Annotated in this window: 12 protein-coding genes and 2 pseudogenes; 9 read left to right on the top strand and 5 right to left on the bottom strand. The window is 72.3% G+C overall.

The genetic code is table 11. The features are described from left to right. Positions 1-18 precede the first annotated feature (18 nt). Positions 19-789 carry a hypothetical protein gene (locus OIB37_RS34710; protein WP_330461574.1) on the bottom strand — a complete coding sequence of 257 codons (771 nt, stop codon included), beginning with the start codon at positions 787-789 and terminating at the stop codon, positions 19-21. Between the two features lie 339 nt (positions 790-1128). Here OIB37_RS34710 and OIB37_RS34705 point away from each other — a divergent pair, with 339 nt between their 5' ends. Both OIB37_RS34705 and OIB37_RS34700 read left to right on the top strand, forming a co-directional pair. Further along, positions 1129-2667 carry a hypothetical protein gene (locus tag OIB37_RS34705; protein ID WP_330461573.1) on the top strand — a complete coding sequence of 513 codons (1539 nt, stop codon included), beginning with the start codon at positions 1129-1131 and terminating at the stop codon, positions 2665-2667. After that, positions 2660-5338, top strand: a complete 2679-nt coding sequence (locus OIB37_RS34700) for a hypothetical protein (protein ID WP_330461572.1) — start codon at positions 2660-2662, stop codon at positions 5336-5338. Before OIB37_RS34705 ends, OIB37_RS34700 begins: the two co-directional genes overlap by 8 nt. Positions 5339-5410: 72 nt before the next feature. Here OIB37_RS34700 and OIB37_RS34695 read toward each other — a convergent pair whose 3' ends face one another. Both OIB37_RS34695 and OIB37_RS34690 read right to left on the bottom strand, forming a co-directional pair. Beyond that, positions 5411-6475 carry a hypothetical protein gene (locus OIB37_RS34695; RefSeq protein WP_330461571.1) on the bottom strand — a complete coding sequence of 355 codons (1065 nt, stop codon included), beginning with the start codon at positions 6473-6475 and terminating at the stop codon, positions 5411-5413. Positions 6476-6621: 146 nt separating this feature from the next. Next, the gene (locus OIB37_RS34690) at positions 6622-7707 is read right to left on the bottom strand and encodes a hypothetical protein (RefSeq protein WP_330461570.1); all 1086 of its coding nucleotides are present in this window, start codon (positions 7705-7707) and stop codon (positions 6622-6624) included. Positions 7708-7872: 165 nt separating this feature from the next. Between OIB37_RS34690 and OIB37_RS34685 the strand changes: the two are divergent. From OIB37_RS34685 to OIB37_RS34670, 4 genes and pseudogenes are all read left to right on the top strand, one after another. Beyond that, positions 7873-8346: pseudogene (locus OIB37_RS34685) on the top strand (hypothetical protein); the annotation flags it as partial. 231 nt (positions 8347-8577) lie between these two features. Next, positions 8578-9039, top strand: coding sequence for a GNAT family N-acetyltransferase (locus tag OIB37_RS34680; protein WP_330462081.1), 462 nt, complete (start codon positions 8578-8580; stop codon positions 9037-9039). 198 nt (positions 9040-9237) lie between these two features. Beyond that, entirely contained in the window at positions 9238-10233 is a 996-nt protein-coding gene (locus tag OIB37_RS34675; RefSeq protein WP_330461569.1) for a CorA family divalent cation transporter, read from the top strand. A gap of 92 nt (positions 10234-10325) precedes the next feature. Further along, on the top strand, positions 10326-11150 hold the full coding sequence (locus OIB37_RS34670; RefSeq protein WP_330461568.1) for a barstar family protein: 825 nt from the start codon (positions 10326-10328) through the stop codon (positions 11148-11150). A 271-nt stretch (positions 11151-11421) separates the two neighbouring features. Here OIB37_RS34670 and OIB37_RS34665 read toward each other — a convergent pair. Then, positions 11422-11915 (bottom strand): annotated as a pseudogene (locus OIB37_RS34665) (NAD(P)/FAD-dependent oxidoreductase); the annotation flags it as partial. Between the two features lie 432 nt (positions 11916-12347). Between OIB37_RS34665 and OIB37_RS34660 the strand changes: the two are divergent. From OIB37_RS34660 to OIB37_RS34650, 3 genes are all read left to right on the top strand, one after another. Continuing rightward, a complete protein-coding gene (locus OIB37_RS34660) occupies positions 12348-12797 on the top strand; it encodes a spore-associated protein (protein WP_330461567.1) in 450 nt (149 codons plus the stop codon). Between the two features lie 225 nt (positions 12798-13022). Further along, the gene (locus OIB37_RS34655; protein ID WP_330461566.1) at positions 13023-16319 is read left to right on the top strand and encodes an AfsR/SARP family transcriptional regulator; all 3297 of its coding nucleotides are present in this window, start codon (positions 13023-13025) and stop codon (positions 16317-16319) included. Positions 16320-16527: 208 nt separating this feature from the next. Beyond that, positions 16528-17940, top strand: coding sequence for an FAD-binding oxidoreductase (locus OIB37_RS34650; protein ID WP_330461565.1), 1413 nt, complete (start codon positions 16528-16530; stop codon positions 17938-17940). 82 nt (positions 17941-18022) lie between these two features. On the opposite strand, the gene OIB37_RS34645 is transcribed toward OIB37_RS34650, so the two are convergent. Next, complete coding sequence (locus tag OIB37_RS34645; protein WP_330461564.1) at positions 18023-19045, bottom strand: LacI family DNA-binding transcriptional regulator; 1023 nt, start codon at positions 19043-19045, stop codon at positions 18023-18025. Positions 19046-19079 lie beyond the last annotated feature (34 nt).

The raw sequence follows: 19079 nt of genomic DNA, 5'->3' as shown, positions 1-19079 counted from the left end.
CCGTGCGACCGGCGTCGGTCACACCCGCACCCGTACCCGCCACAGCGGTACGGAAGCTGCTCCGGCGGCGTAGGCGAGGACCGTGACCGCCCAGGCGGCCGTGTCGGGCGCCGCCCAGCCCCACAGCGGCACGGAGGCACTGTTCACGGCCGCGATGAGCAGCACTCCGCCCGCCGTGAGCGCGACGCTCGCGGCGGTGCCGCGTCCGGCGGCGCGCACGGCCCAGCCGAGCCCGTGGCCGGCCGCCAGTGCCAGGACGGCCGAGACGGCGCGGGCGGCCCACCCGGCGTGGGACGCCAACGACCCGAGGACGAAGCCGGAGAGCGCGGCCCCCGCGGCCACCAGCACCGGCACGAGCAGCGACCGGAAAACACGCGCCGCTTCCCCGTGCGCCAGGCCCGCCACCAGTCCGGCTCCCACCACCATCAGCACGGCGCCGACCAGCCAGCTGGTCGGCCACAGCCCGGCGAATCCATCAGGGTCGGGCTCATGAGCCAGGAAGGAGCCCAGCAGCAGCACGGCCGGCACCCCGCCGATGGCCACGACGGCCGCCTCGGGCCGGCCCCAGCGCCCCACCGCCCAGGCCACCGCGGCCAGTACGACCGCGAACAGGGCGGTTCCCCACCAGGTGTAGCCGCTGGTCAGAGTGTCCGAACCAGGACTCACGGGCACGTTGGAGCGCGGGTCCCACGGTAGGAGGAGGAGCTGTGCGCCGACGGCCGCGACGGTGGCGGCCGGCACCAGTACGGCGGCCGGAACGCGGGACGGGGGCCGGGTGGTCCCGTTCATGAGGACGCCTCCAGGTGGAAGGGAGTGGCAGGGTAGCGAACCCGGCCCGGCCGGGGATACGGCCTCTCGGTCGCACCCCCGTCGGGCCGGGGGTACGGATTTCCGGTCGTACCCGGGCCGGACGGGGAAGGCGCAACGGGCGTGGCGGGCGCGTGCCCGGCTGAGGTGACGCCCGTCGTGGCCGATGATCCGCCAACCCTTAACGCAGCGGCGACCGATGCGCGAGAATGGCTGCTCGATCGCCGCCTTGAGCGGCGGTGGGGGCAGTGGGGCACTGGGGGCAGTGGCGGATGGGCGGACGCGGCAGCGGAACAGCAGGCGTGAGGGCCTGTGATGCTCATGGCTGAGCACACGGCCGATCAGGTCGCCGCCCTCGGCGGGGACGGGAGCGCTGCGGGCCTCGTGGAGGGGCCGCGGTGGAGCCGTCCGGGGCTGGACGTGGCCGCGGGCCGTTACCCGCTCTCGGTGGAGCGGCACGTGATGCACATGGTCGACCAACTGATTCCCGGCGTCATCGCGGTGACACCGCACGCGCGCTACTACGCTCTGCACGGGCTGATCGCGGCGAAGGCGGACGACGAGGGTCTGACGGTCCCGGTCGCCCAGACGCTGCTGCGCCGCGCCGAAGTCGCGCTGGCGGCCGTGTCGTTCGCGCATCACCCGCAGGGCCTGGAGTGGCTTCCGCGCGCGCATGGAGTCGACGCGATGGCCCGGCGGCTGCACGCCGGTACGGTGAACGTGGCCGGGGCCGAGGTCCCCGGCAAGGACGGCTACGCGGGCAACTCCTGGGGATTCTGGAACGCGTACGCGGGATCCGAGATCGCGCTCGGCATCCTGGGGCCCGGCCCCCTGCCGACGCCGGGACCGCGGCTGGACCGGTCGGCCGTAGGGCACGGCCTGGGCGAACTGCTCGAACTGGCCGCCGAGGACACGCTTCGCGTGGACGACCTCACCGCTCTCGGCGACCGGTTATGCGTGTGCGCCGGCGGTGAACACCCCGACGGGGCATGGCTGGCCGGCGTGATGTGCCGGCCTGACCCGTCGGGCGCGGCGGACTCCCGTGCGGCGACTCGGCGGCAGACGATCCAGCTGCTGGCCCGGGTGGTCGCCACCCATCCCGTGGTCCGCTTCACCCGGGACGTCGGTGAAGTCCTCGCTTTCGGCGACTTCCTGACCACCGATGCCGTGACGAGCCGGATCGAGGCCGCGGCTGCCTGGCGCGGGGTGGTGCTGCGGAACTACGCCGTCGGGGCCTGGCGCCGTCTGTGGTCCTGGCTGGTGGAGCAGGTCGACGGACTGATGCCGGTGGAGGAACTGGCCGACCGCTTCGCCGGGCAACTGCCCGACATGACCGTGGCCGACTTCCTGTCCTCGCTCCCCGCGACACAGAGCACGACCGGTACGCCGTTGCCCGCCGAGCACGAGTTGCGCCGCCCGAGTGCCGACCCCCTGCCCCTCACCGAACTGCGGGTGCTGGCCACGAGTGCCCGTCGGGTGGACGAACTCACCGGCCGGGTACGGGACGCGTTCCTCGGCCGGCGCGGCATCGAGCTCGGACCGGAGTGGGTCCAGCGACGGCTCGCCGAGGCCGGCCCTCTGAGGCTGAGCGATGTCGCCCGCAGGCTCACCACGGATCTGGTGACGCGCTCGCAGCGCATCGCGCTGGCCAAAGCCCGCCGCCGCCCCGACGGTTCGCTGTGGCTGCCGACCCGGCTGCACGAGCGCGGCGGTCTGCTGTACCGGACCAGCCAGGAGGGGCGCGGTGACGTCGGTCTGCGGCTGGACCAGCTCGGGACCGTCCTGGCCACCTGCGGCGTACTGCGCCACGACGACCAGCGCTGGTCGGTGACCAGGAGCGGAAAGGCCCTCGTTGACTGAGACCGCACCGGCTGCCGGAGTGGAGCCACCGGTCGGGTTCGCCTCGCCGCTGACGCTGATCCTCGACGAGGAGCGCACCGGCGGACAGGGCCTGGAGGAAGCGCTCTTCCTCAGCTTCACCGCCGATCTGGGCTTCTTCGAGGAGGTCGCCCTCGGCGTCACCCAGGCCACCGGCGCCCGCGTCACGATCGCGGGGGACGTCTCCATGGCCCGGAACGATCCCCGGTCCGTCCGGCGGGCCGGGCGCGGTTACCTGGCCGGTCTGGCATACGCGCACGGCGCCGCGTTCCACCCCAAGCTGATGATTCTGGCCGGACCGGAGCGTGCCACCATCGCCATCGGCTCCGGCAACACCACCCTGGCCGGCTGGCAGGCCAACGCCGAGCTGTGGACGGTCCTGCGGGTGAACGGCGAGCAGAGCCCCGCCGCCGTCCCGGAGCTTTCGGCATGGCTGCGCGAGCTGCCGGAGAAGGTGAGGTTCTCCGCCGGCGTGCCGCAGGCGCTGGGACGGGTCGCCGCCCTGCTGGACCGGCTCCACCGCGACAGGGTCCCCACGGCACCGGCGGTCCGTGTCGTCAGCAACCTGCGTTCGCCCGTCATCGACCAGCTGCCGCGCGGACCGGTCGACGAACTGGCCGTGTTCGCACCCTTCCACGACCGGCGCTCCCTGGCGTTGCGGCGACTGCTCGAGCGGTTCCGCCCGAGCCGGTTCACCCTCGCCTACCAGCCGGGACTCAGCGACCTCGACGGCCCGTCGGTCGCCGCCCTGGTGAAGGAGTACGACGGACGCGTCGTCAGCGACAACGACCAGCGCTACCGCCACGGCAAGCTCGTCGAGTGGGTCTGCGAGGGGCAGCGCTGGGCCCTGACCGGCAGCCCGAACATCTCCGCGGCGGCCCTGTTGCTCGCCCAGGGCGACGGCGGCAACTGCGAACTCGGTGTCATCGCCCCCGTCCCCGCCACCCTCCTTCCGGACGGCACCGACGAGCCGGCCGCCCGCCTGAGCACGGCCGCTCCCCTCCCCCGTCCCGCCGCCGGCAACGGGCCGCTGCTGCTCGGCGCCACACGCGTCGCGGACGGCCTGGACATCAGCCTGGCCCGGCCGCTCTCCGTCACCGCTCACCTGGAGCTGTCCCAGGCCGCGGCGCCGCCGGAGACCTGGGAGCGCGTCGCGGACGTCCCACCCGGCCAGGCCACGCTGACGGTGACGGCTCCGGCCGATGCGGGAAGCCGCCTGCGCCTGGTCGTCGTCGACAGCGACGGCGTACCGCGCTTCGGTAACACGGTGTTCGTCGTCGACCCCGACCGCGCGCTGCGCCGTACGACCCCGGCCCAGTCACGGATCCCCACGACACGGCCACCGGATCTGTTCGCGGACCCCCGGCTCGCGGAGCGTTTTCTGGGCGACCTGGAAACCCTCCGTACCGGTCTGACGCCGGCCCCCGTCGGCGCGTCCGCGTCCGCGAACGACAGCAGGGGCGGTACGGCGGCTACGACCTCGCTGGACGGCGACGACGACGGCTGGGAGCGTTATCTGGACGAATGCGCGGGGCGCGTGGGGCACTCGCTCGCGCGTTTCGCGCTGGGCCTCCCCCTGCCCGCGGGGACCGGCACGGCCTTTCAGGACCTGCTGCCCGTCTCCTGGGACGAACGGTTCACCGACGACAGCGAAGGCGCCCTCGACGAGGACGACACCGAAGCCGTGGCCGCGGGGACCGCCCCCGAGGATGCCGGCGCCGAAGCGGGCACCGCCGCACTGCCCGACCTCCGGCAGGCCGACCAGGAGGTCCGCCGCAGGTACCGGCGCTGGGTGGAACGTCTGGTCGCTCTCGCGCCCCGCACGGCCCCTCCGGAGCGCATGCTCATCGTGCGGCTGACCTTGTGGACCGTCGCGGCAGGCGCCTGGTCTCCGGGGCGCGGAGACTGGCTGTCCCTGCTCTCCCGCGCCGTCCGCGCGCTGGACCGGGGCGATCTCCCCGAGCGGATCGAGCCCCAGGTCGGCAGCCTCGCCGCGGTCGCCCTCGCCGTGCTCCGCAGCAACGCCCCACGCTACGACGTCACGCCCGAGACCCTCGCCTTCAACGAGGCCTCCCAGGCGGTCGGCCATCTGCTGCCCGCCGTGGATCCCGCGTACGTCGCGGAGTACACGGCGCTGCTCGACACGGCCTTCGGGCCGGCCGTGGACCAGGCGGCTGTGCTCGACGTCGCGTCGGACGTCGTCCAGGACGATCCCCTCGCCGACGCGGTCTGGACCCTTGCCGAGAAGGACCGGGACGTGCACCGCCACGGGCAGGTACTGCTCCACGTCACCGGCCGTTTCAGCAACCCCGCGCTGGCGGCGCTCGAAGCGGTCGGTGCCGCCGAAGGGGCGCCGCTGGTCGGAGCCTGGGCCGGCTCCGGCTCCGGCTCCGGCTCCGGTGACGGCCCCTGGGCGCTGGTCGTATGGCGTCGGCCCGACCTCGTCGTGGTCGACGCCCGCCGGCCCACCCCGCTCTGGCGGCACTACCGGCTCACCGGCCTGGTCGGGCCGAGAGCGCTGGCCGCGCAGCGCGGCTTCGCGTCCGCCGCCTCCGTACCTCACGGCCCCTTCAACCAGCCCTTCGAACTGGCCCGCCAGATCCTGTCCGACCTGCACCTGACGGAACCCCGACCACCGCATTGCGGGCCATAGCCCGGCCGGGTCTCCCGGCGGCGGACGGTGGGTCAGGGCAGGGCAGGTCGGGTCGGGTCACGTCACGTCACGTCAGCCGCGGTCCTCCCAGTCCGCTGCGCAGAACCGGGCCTCGCTGACCACGGCGTCCCCCGCTCTGGCGGCCCGCACGTACATGTGGAACCCGTCCGGTCCGAGGTCACCGCCGCAGCCGATGAGCAGGCTGATCCGGTGATCCTCGATGTACCGGGTGACGGCCGCGTCGACAGCGGACAGTTTCCTGCCCGTCAACTCGATGCCGGCGAAGGCGACCTGGGGTCCGGTGCGCCCGTGCACAGTCACGGCCGCCAGGGCCGGGACGCCCTCCGGCCACCAGTAGTGGGCGGTCACCCCGACCTTGTCGTACCGTTCGCCGGTCAGGTTCCACGGCCCGGCCGCGTACCAGCGGTGGTGGCCCTGGCGGCCGCCCGGCACTTCGCCGTCCAACGCGGCCGCCACCTGCCCGGGGCTCATCCCGAACCGGAGCGGGCCGACGTGTTCCAGCGGCGTCCAGTCCCAGCGCGGCCGCTCCCGGTCGGGCGTCACCGGCCACGTCCCGGGGTTCGTCTCCCGCTCGCGGACATCACACCACCGGACGACCGGCTCCGCCCCGTACGGATCCGCGGCCGCCTCGGGGCCGACGAGCAGGGCATCGGTGATCACCCTGTCCGTCCGCTGTGCGTATCCCTCCGGCGACGACACCCACTCCTGCGTGGCGCCCATGGACAGTCCCCATGCCGCCACCTCGGGATCACCGCTCCAGTTCACCCGGACCGATTCCCCCTCCCGGCGCGCGAGTTCGTGGATGTCCGCGCGTGCCTCGGACGGCGCCCGGGCTGTCAGCGCGACGTCCCGCAGCCACACCTGTGGTCCGTCCAACGCGTGGATCGCCACGGCGGCGAGACGCGGCCCCCGCTCATAGATCGCGGTCACGCCCACGTCGCCGTATCGCTGCCAGGACAGTCGGCCTTCCGCACTCTGCGAGATGCCGGCGACCGCCCCGTCCAGAGCCGCCTTCACCTGGTCGGGATCCATCCCGAACCGCAGCGGTCCCACCCCTGCCAACGGATCGAGCACCCACTGTGCCCGCTCCTCGGACGCCACGTTCCACCAGCGCATCCCAGCCCCCCATCGATCCGAGCAGCCCGGCAGGCTCTGCCGGTGATCTTGACGGCCAGCGTAGGCGGGCCCTCTGACAAGAGGCCGAGGACGGTGTCGCCGGGGAGCCGCGGGACGTGACGGCACTCGACCCTGCCGCAGGTTCCCTACTGGATGCTCCAACGGTGCGGGTGTTCGGGTGCTTCGGGGCAGGCGAAGATGTTGAGTTCGCCCCAGCGGCCCACGGTGACCTGGGTCGGCGTGGCGAAGCGGTGCGCGGGCAGTCCCTGTTCCTCCTGCGGCTTCCAGCTGCCGCTGCCGCCGTCCCATTCCGAACTGTCGATGGTCAGCAGCAGGTGCATCGGTGCCGAGCAGGTACGGCAGTTCATGGGGGCCGGGTCGGTGAGGTGCCAGGAGGCGAAACCGCCGGCGCGCCAGCCCGGCGGGATGGACAGGTCGTACTGGTAGCCCACCAAGGCCGGGACGACTTCGGCGGTCGGCTGCTCGGCCTTCTCCTCCTGCGCCGTCGCCTCGTACGCCATGGTCTCGTACGCCGCTTCCTCCTGCTCCTCCCGCTCCTCCTCCCAGGCGTAGATCCGGGCGCACAGGTCCTCCGGGAGGAGGCCGGCGAACGGATAGGTGACCACCTGCTCCGGATGCAGCACGCAGGGCTCGGGCACGTACCCCTCGAAACCGACCACCTGCGGCTGCGGCGGCACCGTCACCACCTCGGCGACCTCGCCCGAGCGGCGCCAGCGCAGGTCGAGCAGCATGCCGTAGCCGGTCGGCCCATGTGCGTCGAAGGGACACCAGAACACCTGGAGCAGATCGCAGCCGTCCGGCCCGGCCGGTAGGTCGGGAATGTCCCTCCGATAGAACTGCGCTACGCCGATCAGCGGCAACGGATCGTCCTCGGCGGCCTGTTGAACCTCGTGCTTCCGGCTCAGTCGCTCCAGCAGCGGCCGTTCCTCGTCCGTGGGGCCGGCGTCCGGCTCTCGGCGCCATGCGGAATCCAGGATCCGCCGGTGACGGTGGATGTCCGCCGGGCGCCGGCCACGCGTGTGGTCGTGGGGCTCGGTGCACACCGGCCAGGGTTCGTCCGCCGGCCACAGCAGCGGACCGCCCACGGAACTGTCCGCCACATCCGGTCGGCCCGGGCGCGGATGGAGCCGGGTGGTGGTACCGCGGTAGGCCGCCAACTCAGGGAACAGCGCCTCGACATCGAGCGGGCGCGGGGGTGTGGTCCTCGACATGACCTCGACCCTAAACGGCTGCCCGCCGCCGTGATCCAACGCCCAGCTCTACGCCAATTTCCGTTCCTGGGTGGCGGTATCGGCCGCCGCCACCGTCGGAAGTGCTTTAGCTTGGCTCACGTGAGTGCACGGAGGCCGGGTTACCGATACGTCGGACCGATCGAGCTGAAGACCGGGGTCCGACCGGGCAGCGGCGGGTGCCGGATCAGCTCGGCGGCCGACTTCGACGGCTGGATCGTCGAGCGATCGGCGGCGGAGCTAACAGAACCGTTCACCTTCGTGGTCGGCACGGACGGTGCGCTTCGGCTGGCGCCGCGACGAAGCGAGCACGTGGCCTGTGCCGGCGGAGACATGGTTCTGAGCGCCGGTGAGATCAGCTTCATACGCGAGTCGGGCCGATGGGTTGTGGGCGAGGTCAGCAACCAGTCCACCGGGTACTGCCCGGACGTCAGCTCCTGGTCGGAAGTCGCTCGTGCTCTGGACGATGCAGAGCTCAAGCACCCCTCGGGCTTCACCCATGAGGTGGTGTTCAGGCGGTGCCCCGGTTGCCAGGAGCACAACATCGTGCGCGAGGACGACTTCGTCTGTGTCTTCTGCGGCAGCGATCTGCCCGTGACGTGGAACGTGGATCCCACCGCTGATGCGGATGGGCGAGTTGATACGGGCGTACGGCCTGACCTGGCCAACCGCGTCGCCTACCTGCCAGCCAGCCTGCCTGCCTGCCTGTTTCCAGGGGGTGCCGCGAGAGGCTGGTCGGGACTCCGGGGCCTGTGTTTCCATGCCGAAGTGAACACCGAGAGCTTCGGGCCCGCTGTGGAGAGATCAGGTCCCTTGGTGCGGCCGAGGACCGACGGCGATGTCGAGAGCTGCGTGAGGGTTCTCGCGGAGGTCCATCGACGTGACGGCTACCCGGTGAACTGGCCCGCCCGTCCCGACGAGTGGTTGTCACAGGCTGCTCTGCTGGGGGCCTGGGTCGCCGAGCTGGGCGGCCGTCCCGTTGGCCATGTCGGCCTGTCCCGCAGCGGCGAAGGAGACCTGGCCCCCGGTTTGTGGAGCGAGCGGACCGGGACGAGCGAGGACGCGACCGCGGTGGTCGGCCGGCTGTTCGTGGCCCCGCGGGCCAGGGGGCACGGGGTCGGCGCACTGCTGATCGGCCGCGCTGTGGCGGAGGCGCGGCGTCATGGCCTGCATCCGGTGCTCGACGTCGTGGCGTCCGACACCGCCGCGGCGGCCCTGTACGAGCGGCTGGGCTGGGAACTGATGGCCACGGTCGAGCAACGCTGGGGCCCCTCTCAGCTGGTGGCCGTCCGCTGTTACGCGGCGGCATCGTGACGCGCCCGGTCCCAGTCGCTCAGGGACGCCGGCGACGAGGGCTGTGACCATGCGTGCGGTACCCCTGCCGGGGCCGGGCGGGCGGGCGTACCCGTCTGCGGGAAGTCGGTAACAGCGCTGCACCTGTCCGGGGGATCTTCGAGCGTTTACGTCTATCTCTCCGCACGGGAGCCGCGACGTGTGCGCAGGCTGGGCAGCGTGATCGTATCGGTGGTGTCGATGCCGGACGGGGTCGTCGCGCGTACCAGCCTGTCGGAGGCGCGGGAGCGCATGGCGGTCTCGGATTGCCTGATGGTGGACATCGAGCTGCTGGAGGAGACGCCGCCGGAGGAGGCGCAGACGGTCTCCGATCGGCTGGGGCTGGATTCGCCGCAACTGGCGTGGTTCGGCAGGGACGGTGAACCCGTCCGGGCCGACTTCGACGGTCGGATCGGCGGCTTCGTGATGCCCGTGGTGGTGGACGACGACGTGGTCCATGTGCACGTCCTGCTGGGCGACCGGTACATGATCACAATGCATCGGGGTCCGGTCGGGCTGTTGCAGAACTTCGTCGCCCGCCTGCCGCACGACAGGCCGACCCATCTCATCGCCTGCGTGTTCCTGCTGCTGCAAGGCGCCCTGGAGACGTTCCGCCGGTCCGCCGCGCAGGGCGTCCTGGAGGTGGAGGACCTCGAGGACGAGATGTTCGAACGGCGGCGTCAGCAGCAGGTGTACCGGCTGGCGCTCCTGCGGCGGCGCGCGTCCCTGCTCCACCATGAGCTCCTGCCCTTCGTGCAGGCGATGCTGGAAGTTCTCGCGCGGCGGGCGGTGGACAGCGCGGTCCCGGAGGACCGGCGGGCGTTGCACCGCACGTACGAACGCAACATGGCCCAGGCGCTCGCGGCCATCGAGTCACTGCAGGACGCCACCAGACGGGTCATGGTCACCTATTCGTCCCTGGTGGGCGGTGAGCAGAACGCCGTGATCAACCGGCTCACCGTCGTATCGACGATCTTCCTTCCGCTGACCTTCATCACCGGGTTCTTCGGCATGAACTTCACCTACCTGACGAACGAGCTGACAAGCGAGGTCGTCTTCTGGCTGCTCGCGGTGGCTCTGCAGGTCGCGATCCTCTTCGCCGCGCTGTACGTGGTGCGCCACACGCAGTTCTGGCGGGAACTGCGGGAGAACCCCGAGAACGAACCGAGCGACTGACGCGCCGCCCGGCAGTGCGGGCCCGGGTGTCGGTCGAACCGGGTGGAGACTCCGGGGGCACCGGTAGGATCGGCGCTCTCATGGGGAGTGCGATGCGATCACCAGGGCGGGGCGAGCAGGGGCCGAAGTACGCTCTGGCCTCGGACGAGGACGACACCGACTTCTGGGGCTCCGCTCACGAGGCCGAGGGACTGTTCACTCCGCTGCCGGATGAGGAGGGAGCCCGCAGAGTGCACCTCGTCGGCTGCCTCCCGCGGGGCGGCCTGCTGAAGAGCGTCGCCCACGTCGGCAGTCGTCGCGCCATGGCGGGTAACGCCTGCTTCGACGTCCTCGACACCGACGGTGCCACCATGGGGTCCTACTTCGTCGGCGATGTCACCGTCGTCGCCGTCGAGCCGTCCGCCCGCGGAGCCGGTCTCGTCGACCTCACGATGACGCTGTGGTGCGAGAACGCCCTGCCCGGAGCGGAACGAGTGTGGGATCTGATCCGCACGGGCCGTCTGAACCGCACCGGCATGTGGCACGAGCTCGCCCCCGAGGACAGGCAGGCGTGGTTGTCCGTGGCACTGTGGTCCCGGGAGTACCGACGCCGGGGAAGGCCTGACGCTCCCGCAGGCCAGGTGTACACCTTGGACGGTCGGCACGTCGTCGACAGGGACAGCTTCTTCTGCGCGATCGGTGAAGCCGTCAACGGGCCCGGCGGATACTTCGGCTGGAACCTCGACGCTCTGAACGACTGCCTGAGAGGCGGCTGGGGCGCGGACACTCCGTTCACCTTGCACTGGGATTCCTCGGCCGAGGCCAGGGCGCGGTTGACCGAGCGCGTGCCGGCCTCCGCCGGACATGGAGAGGTTTCGCTGTTCGACCTGCTTCTGAAGATCTTCGAGAAGCGGGGCGTCACCGTCGTCCTCCGGTGACAACCGTCGCTTGCGGACCTCGGCCCGGAAAAGTCCGTTCCGCATCACAGCCCCGACCCGGCGCGCGCTGTCGGCCTCGAACCTGGGCAGCTCCGTGTGCGCGCCCGTGTTGGCGTGCAACGTCTTCTCCTTCGAGGCGAAGACGTTGAACAGCGTGAGACCGGACTCGCGCGGGATGTGCTCGTCGAGGGGCCCGGCACGGGAACGCCGGACCCCGTTGTCCCGTAGCTGTTGTGCCGTAGCTGTTGTGCCGTAGCTGTTGTGCCGTGGCTCAGGACAGGCTGTCGATCCGGTCGGCGCGGCGCAGCAGCGGTTCGGGCAGGGTGGCGTCGACGAAGGCGTCGCGAGGGTGGGCCAGTTGCGGAAGGCCGACGGTCTCGCGCCTGAGGACATGGCAAGCGTCCAGTCGGTGAAGACGCGGATCTTGCGGTTCATGGTCGGGACCCGGCTGCCGTGGTAGAGGCGGTGGAACCACCAGGCCGGAAGGCCCTTGAGACGGTACTTGCCGAAGAGAACGGCCACGCCCTTGTGCAGGCCGATGCTCGCCACGGCGCCGAGGTTCTTGTGCTCGTACTCCTTCTGCGCGCGGCCACGCAGGCGGGCGACGATGTTGTCGCCGAGGACGGCGGCCTGCCGGCACGCGTGCTGCGCGTTCGGGGGGCACCAGGCGCCCTCGCCCGCGGCCAGGTCGGGTACCTGGGCGTTGTCTCCGGCGGACCAGACGTGGTCGAAGCCCTGGACCCGCAGGGTGGGAGCGGTGTCGATGGAATGGGGGCACCGATGGTCGCACATGCGAGCCGTTCACGCCCCATCGGCATGCAACTGCGCACGTCACGTGTAGGGTGGTCGGCTCTGCGGCGCCCGCTCGGCGCGCGTCTGATTTACCCGGCCCCGCTTATCCGGCACACCTCGTCACCGGCACCGTTTCAGCGAGGAAGGACGCGTCCGGCCTTCGGGCCGCGACCTCGCGCGCACACTCGCCGGCACCCCTCCTGGAGGCAGTCACGGCACCCCCTCCAAACAGAACACGTCGGTGCGACAGGCGGATCCGGACGGTCGTACCGGCCCCGGCCCCGGCCCCGGCCCCGGCCCCGGCAACCCGCTCCGACATCTCTTGCGGACAGGTACAACCATCCGGATGGGCCGCGAGTCACACCAGACAGGAGCAACGAACTCCAACAGCTACAAGGGGGAAATATGCGATTCAGTCGATCCGTCCTGACCGCCACCGCGCTGGCGGCCCTCTCGGTCGGGACCACCGCCGCTCTGGCGGCACCGGCCTCCGCCGCACCCAACACCACTCCGCAGAAGGTCTGCGGAAGCAGCTACAAGACCGTGAACTCGGCGCCGATCGGCTCCCTCGGCACGGTCTACCTGACGTACAACTCCTCGAACGGCAAGAACTGCGTCGTGACCATCCGGACCAACCCGGGCGCCGCGCAGGAGATGTCGGCGTGGATCTACGTCCCCGACACCGACGCGGGCGACCAGGACTACGGGCTGTACACGTCGTACGCGGGGCCGGCCTACGTCTACGGCAAGGCCCACTGCGTCGACTGGGGCGGCCACATCAGCAACGTGTACGTCCAGGTCACCGGATCCAACTGCGCCGCCCTCAAGGAACAGCGCGTCACCACCACCCGGTGACCCGCGCCTCCCGCCCGGCCGGCAGGCCGCCCGGGAACCCGCGGTGAACCAGCTCGCCCTGGCGGAACCCACACGGTTCCGCCAGGGCGAGCACCGCGTTGCCCGCATCGCCCACGTCAGCCGCATCGCCCGCATAGACCGAGCTGACTGCGCCGGCCGCGAAGCGCTCCGTCGGCCCGCAAGCCGTCGCCGCGGCCGGACGGTAGCCTGCTCATGAGGGCAGCCATGGCCGATGCGATACATATCCGGCTCCTCGGCGGGTTCACCGTGGTGGTCGAGGACCGCCCGGTCGCCGCCGGGGCGTGGCGGCTGCGCAAGGCGCGGAGCCTGCTGAAGCTGCTCTGCCTGTCACCGGGCCACCGGTTGCACCGCGAGCGGGTGTACGACCTGCTGTGGCCGGACCTCGCCCGACCGGCCGCCGCGAACAATCTGCACCAGGTGCTGCACGCCGTGCGGCGGGCGCTGGCCTCCTCGGGCGCGGACGGTGATGTCGTCGTACTCCGGGACGACCTGGTACTGCTCGGTCCCGACGGTCGCGTACGGGTGGACCTGGACGCGTTCGACGAAGCGGCCCGGCGGGCCCTGGCCGGAGGAGGCGTGGCGGACCATCGCACCGCGCTGGACATGGCCGGGCCGGGCCTGTTGCCGGAGGACCGGTACGAGCCCTGGGTGAGCGACGCGGCGGAGCTCCTGGAGACGCGGCGCGCGGCCTTGCGGCTGGGACTCGGTGAGGCGCTCGAACGCGAGCACCGCGCCGAGGAGGCCGCCGAGGTGCTGCGCTCCCTGATCGTCGACGACCCGCTGCACGAGCCGGCCCACCGCGCGCTGATGCGGACCCTGGCCGGCGCCGGTAGGCGCGGGGAGGCGCTGGCCGTGTACGAGCGCCTGCGGGAGGCGTCGTGTCATGACGGCGGCGCCGATCCGGACCCGCAGACACGGAGCCTGTACCGGACTCTGCTGGCCGATTCGGTGGAGCCGAAAGAGGCGGAGACGAGAGCGGCGCAGGCGGGGGCGGAAAAGGCGGCCGAGCCGGAAGCGGGAGAGCCGGAGGCGGCAGAGGCGGGGGAACGGCGGCCCGGGGCGCGCCGGTACCGTCTGCCGTTGCCGGCGACCGCTCTGATCGGCCGGGAGCGTGAGATCGCCGAGGTGGAGAGGCTGCTCGGGCGGAGCCGGCTGCTGACGCTGACCGGGGCCGGAGGCTGCGGGAAGACGCGACTGGCGCTCGCGGTGGCGGGCCGGCGGGCCGGGTACTTCCGGGACGGGGCGGCGTTCGTCGGGCTCGCGTCGCTGACGGAGCCGCATCTCGTGCCCGAGGCCGTCGCCTCGGCGCTCGGGTTGCAGGTGCCCTTGTCCGGGAGCGCCGGGAACTCGGCGGACGCGCTGACCGCTCGGCTCGGCACTCGGGAGCTGCTGCTGGTGCTGGACAACTGCGAGCATCTGGTCGACGCGTGTGCCGCTCTGGTCTCGGAGATCGTGGCCCGCTGTCCCGGTGTGCTGGTTCTCGCGACCAGCCGGGAGCCGTTGCGCAGTTACGGGGAGCGGACCTTCCGCGTGCCCTCGCTGGTGCTGCCCGATCCGCGTCGGCTGCCGCCCGTCGAGGAGCTGGGCCGGTTCGCGGCCGTGCGGCTGTTCGTGGAGCGTGCGGCCGACGTGTCCCCGGGTTTCCGGCTGACCGCGGGCAACGCGGCGGCCGTGGCGCGGATATGTTTCCGGCTGGACGGGATGCCGCTGGCGCTGGAACTCGCGGCGGCCCGGATGCACGTACTGTCCCCCCGGCAGATCGCCGAGCGACTCGACGACGCGCTGACGCTGCTCGGCCGAGGCAGTCGGCGCGGTGTGACCCGTCAGGAGACCTTGCTGGCCACCCTGGAGTGGAGTCACCGGCTGCTCGACGAGGAGGAACGGCGCCTGTTCCGCGGGCTCGCCGTGTTCGCGGGCGGGTTCTCGCTGGCGGCCGCGGAGGCGGTGTGCGCGAACGGTCCCGGCGGCACTCCGGTGCTGGACCTCCTCGGACGGCTGGCCGACAAGTCGCTGGTGTGTGTGGAGCCGTGGCGGGAGGAGGTCCGCTTCCGGTTGCCCGAGACGATCCGGCAGTACGCCGTGGGGCGGCTGCGGGCCGCCGGAGAGCAGGCGGGCGCCGAGGCGGCGCACCGGCACTTCTATCTGTCGCTGGCGCTGGCGCGGGACCGCGAGCCGGCCGCCGGGGTCGCGGGGCCGACCTCGCTGGAGCTGGAGGCCGACTACGGCAACCTGCGGGCGGCCCTGCGTTCGCTGCTGCGCCATGAGCCGGAGGAGGCGCTGCGCCTCGCCGTGGCCCTGCGGCTGTTCTGGACCGAACGGGGGCGTCTCGCCGAGGGCCGGCGTTGGCTGGACGACGCTCTGGCCGCCGCACCGGAGCCCACCCCTCAGCGGGCGAGGGCGCTGCTGGGGCGTGCCGTGCTGGCGATCCGCCTCGGTGACGGTGCCCTGCTGGAGGACGTCGCCGAGGAGATCGTCGCGATCCAGCGGCGGCGGCCGGATCCTACCGGGCGGGCATACGCCCACTACCAGCAGGCCGTCCTGCTGTGGATGCGCGGCGCCTGGGAACGGGCCCGTCCCGCGCTGGACCGGGCCCGTGCCCTGGCCCTCGACGCGGGCGAGCCGTCGGTGCTGGCCGCCACGGCGCACCTGGAGGGCGTGTGGGCCCTGTGCCGGGGCGAAGGTGCCGCGGCCCGCGACGCTCTGGCGTGGAGTCTGCGGCTGCTGGAGGGTGCCACGGCGGACGGCGGACGGTTCTTCCCGGTCATGACACCGGGCTACGCGATCGAGGCGGGCCCGGCGGGTCAGGTCTCGGTGTGCTTCGAGGAGACCGTGGTCTCGGGCAGGGCCGTGGGGCCGCCCCGGGCGCTCGGCCACGCCCTGACGACGTACGCGTGGGCCTGCCGCCTGGCGGGAGACCACGATGCCGCGGTCGCGGCGGCCGAGCGCGCCGTCGACCGCTTCCGCGTGCTGGCCGACCCGCACGGGGAGTCGCTCGCCCTGAACGTGCTCGGCAACGTCCTGCGCGGCCGGGGTGAGCACGGGCCGGCGCGCAAGCCTCTCGACGCGGCCCTGGCGATCCGGCGCGAGATGGGCGACCGCCGGGAGGAAGGGGTCACTCTCGGCTGTCTCGGCCTGCTCGCGCTGGCCGAGGGCGACACCGACGGCGCGCGGGACACGTTCGCCCGGGTCCTCGCGGACTTCGAGGAGACCGACGACCTGCCCGGCGTCACCAATACGCTGCTGCACCTCGGGCAGGTGGCGCGAAGCGCCGGGGACGCGGACGGCGCCGTCGCCCTGCTGACCCGCGCGCGGGCGCTGGAGCACGTTCCGGGGTCGACGTCCGCCGCCGGCTGGGTCGAGCTCATGCTGGCGCCGCTGCTGCGACAGGAGGGCGACCGGGACGGCGCCGAGGCCGCGCTCGCCCGCGCGGCCGGCCTGTTCGCCCGCCTCGGTGACACACGCGGAACCGCCCTGCTGCGGCTCGCGGCGGGAGGACGGTGATGCCGCGCGGCGAGGCAACGTCGGAGAGCGGCAGGGCGAAGCGGAGCCGTATCCGAGCGGCAGGGCGAAGCGGAGCCGTGTCCGAGCGACGGGGCGTAGTGGAGCCACACCTGAACGACGCGGTCAAAGCGACTGCTGAGTGAATGCTAAGAAGCCGTGCCTAGGGTCGTGGACATCCGTCGAAGCACTCCTACCGAGGGAGCCGGTCATGTCGGTCGACACGTCGAGGGGGATCCTGGGGGACGCGACCATCGCCGAACTGGAGGCGGGCCTGCGCGGCACCGTCGTCCGCCCCGGCGACGACGGCTACGACGAGGCCCGGACCGTCTGGAACGCCGCGCACGACAAGCGGCCCGCCCTGATCGTGCGCTGTGCGGGCACCGCGGACGTGGTCCGGGCCGTCGAGTTCGCGCGCAGCCAGGACCTGCTCGTCGCGGTACGCGGCGGCGGGCACAGCATCGCCGGGTTCTCGACCTGCGACGACGGCATCGTCATCGACCTGTCGCCAATGAAGGGCGCCTTCGTCGATCCGGTACGGCGCCGGGTGATCGCGCAGGCGGGCATGACGTGGGGCGACCTCGACCACGAGACCCAGGCCTTCGGTCTCGCCCTGCCCGGCGGTCTGGTGTCCTCGACCGGGATCTCCGGGTTCACGCTCGGCGGCGGCGTGAGCTGGCTGCTGCGCCGGCACGGTCTGACCTCCGACAACCTGACGGCGGCCGAGATGGTCACCGCCGACGGCCGGGTGGTGCGCGCGTCCGAGGAGGAGAACCCGGAGCTGTTCTGGGCCCTGCGGGGCGGTGGCGGCAACTTCGGCATCGTGACCTCGCTGGAGTTCCGACTGCATCCGGTCGGACCGCAGGTCCTGGGCGGCCTGATCGTGTTTCCCCTGGAGGAGGCGCGGCAGGTGATCACCCGCTGGCGCGAGCTGCTCCCGGAGCTGCCCGACGATCTGACGACGGTCGTCAACCTGACGACGGCGCCTCCCGTACCGTTCCTGCCTCCGGAGGTGCACGGGACGCGCGTGGTGGTGTTGGCCGCGATGTACGCGGGCGACCTCGCCTCCGGTGAGGCGGCCGTGGCCCCGCTGCGTGCGCTGGGGACGCCGATCGCGGACATCATGGGTCCGATGCCGTACACGGCCGTGCAAACGATGCTGGACCCGCTGTGGACGGCCGGCGCCCACAACTACTTCACGTCGGCGTTCGTCGAACCGTCGGACGAGGCGCTCGACGCCGTCCTGCGCCATCACCTGACCACCCCGACGCCCTCCTGTGAAGTGCATCTGCACCACCTGGGCGGTGCCTTCGCGCGCGTCCCCGCCGAGGCCACGGCGTTCAGCCAGCGCGAGCCGAGCGTGCTGTGCAACGTGGTCGCGCGGTGCGCCGACGCGCGGGACTTCGATGACAGCGTCGTCTGGGCCCGCGCGGCCCGGGAGGAGATCGCGGGCAACGGCCGGGGCGCGATGTACGTCAACTTCACGGGGGACGGCGCCGAGGACAAGGTGCGTGCCTCGTATCCCGAAGAGGTCTACGCACGGCTCGTGCGGGTCAAGGACGCCTACGATCCGACGAACATGTTCCGCCTCAACCAGAACATCCGCCCCTCCGAAGCCACTTGACCGGCCGGTGGTGGCCGTTCGCGCGACCGCCCGCCCGGGAGTGGGCGGGGAGCGACTGCCGGGTCGTGCGCGCGGCGGAAGGTCAGCGCGGCATCAAACTGGAGCCACGTACGACGAGTTCGGGCTGGAGGACCACGCGGCGGTGCGTGTGGTCTGCGGCGGTGTCGGCCTCGGTCTCCTCCAGGAGGAGTTCGGTGGCGAGCGCGCCCATGGTGACGGCGGGCTGGCGTACCGAGGTGAGCGGGACGGCCGAGGCGGCGGCGAACTCGATGTCGTCGTAGCCGACGATCGCCATGTCCTGGGGGACCTTGACGCCGGCGGCGTAGAGGGCCTGCAGGACGCCGAGGGCCAGCAGGTCGTTGGCGCAGAACACCGCGGTGGGGCGGTCGGCGAGGCCGAGGAGGCGGGCGCCCGCGTCGCGGCCGGCGGCCACGTCGAGGCGGTCGGTGGGGAGTTCGCGCAGCGCTCGGGGCGGGAGCCCGGCCTGCGACAGGGCGAGGAGGGCGCCTTCCCGGCGGTCCTTGACCTGTTGGAGCTGGGGCGGGCCGCTGACGTAGGCGATCGAGCGGTGGCCGGTGTCGACGAGGTGGCGCACGGCGAGGACGCCGCCGGTCACGTCGTCCACGGAGACCGAGCACTCGGTGGTGCCCTCGGCGACCCGGTCGACCAGGACGAAGGGGATGCGGTGGCGGCGGAAGGCGTCGATGTTGCGGCCGGTGGCGTCGGCCGGGGTGAGCAGCACCCCGCGGACGCGGTGTTCGGCGAAGAGGGAGAGGTAGTCGGCCTCTTCGGCGGGGCTCTGGTCGCTGTTGCAGACCATCACGCCGATTCCCGCCTCGCGCGCGGCGCGTTCGGCGCCGCGCGCGACGTCCACAAAGAAGGGGTTGCCCATGTCGAGGACGAGCAGCGAGATGATACGGCTGCGCCCGGCCCGCAGTTGGCGGGCGCTCTCGCTGCGTACGTAGCCGAGCCGGTCGATCACCGCCTGGACCCGCAGCCGGGTCTCCTCGGTGACCGACCCGGGGCGGTTGATGACGTTCGAGACGGTGCCTACGGAGACCCCCGCGTGCCGGGCCACGTCCTTGATGCCGACTCTGCCTGCCATGCGCCCCTGTGCTCCGTTCTGCCGTCCCCCGTCC

Origin of the sequence: Streptomyces sp. NBC_00820 (genome assembly GCF_036347055.1) — a bacterium.
In the GTDB taxonomy this organism is placed as follows: Bacteria; Actinomycetota; Actinomycetes; order Streptomycetales; family Streptomycetaceae; genus Streptomyces.
Note: the sequence above shows the minus strand (reverse complement) of the source record. Positions and strands in the feature narration are given on the sequence as shown.

Coding starts and splice junctions, on each gene's coding strand:
- OIB37_RS34705 (WP_330461573.1), top strand. CDS start 1,129: ATGGCTGAGCACACGGCCGATCAGGTCGCCGCCCTCGGCGGGGACGGG.
- OIB37_RS34650 (WP_330461565.1), top strand. CDS start 16,528: ATGTCGGTCGACACGTCGAGGGGGATCCTGGGGGACGCGACCATCGCC.
- OIB37_RS34690 (WP_330461570.1), bottom strand. CDS start 7,707: ATGTCGAGGACCACACCCCCGCGCCCGCTCGATGTCGAGGCGCTGTTC.
- OIB37_RS34645 (WP_330461564.1), bottom strand. CDS start 19,045: ATGGCAGGCAGAGTCGGCATCAAGGACGTGGCCCGGCACGCGGGGGTC.
- OIB37_RS34695 (WP_330461571.1), bottom strand. CDS start 6,475: ATGCGCTGGTGGAACGTGGCGTCCGAGGAGCGGGCACAGTGGGTGCTC.
- OIB37_RS34670 (WP_330461568.1), top strand. CDS start 10,326: ATGCGATCACCAGGGCGGGGCGAGCAGGGGCCGAAGTACGCTCTGGCC.
- OIB37_RS34710 (WP_330461574.1), bottom strand. CDS start 789: ATGAACGGGACCACCCGGCCCCCGTCCCGCGTTCCGGCCGCCGTACTG.
- OIB37_RS34660 (WP_330461567.1), top strand. CDS start 12,348: ATGCGATTCAGTCGATCCGTCCTGACCGCCACCGCGCTGGCGGCCCTC.
- OIB37_RS34655 (WP_330461566.1), top strand. CDS start 13,023: ATGGCCGATGCGATACATATCCGGCTCCTCGGCGGGTTCACCGTGGTG.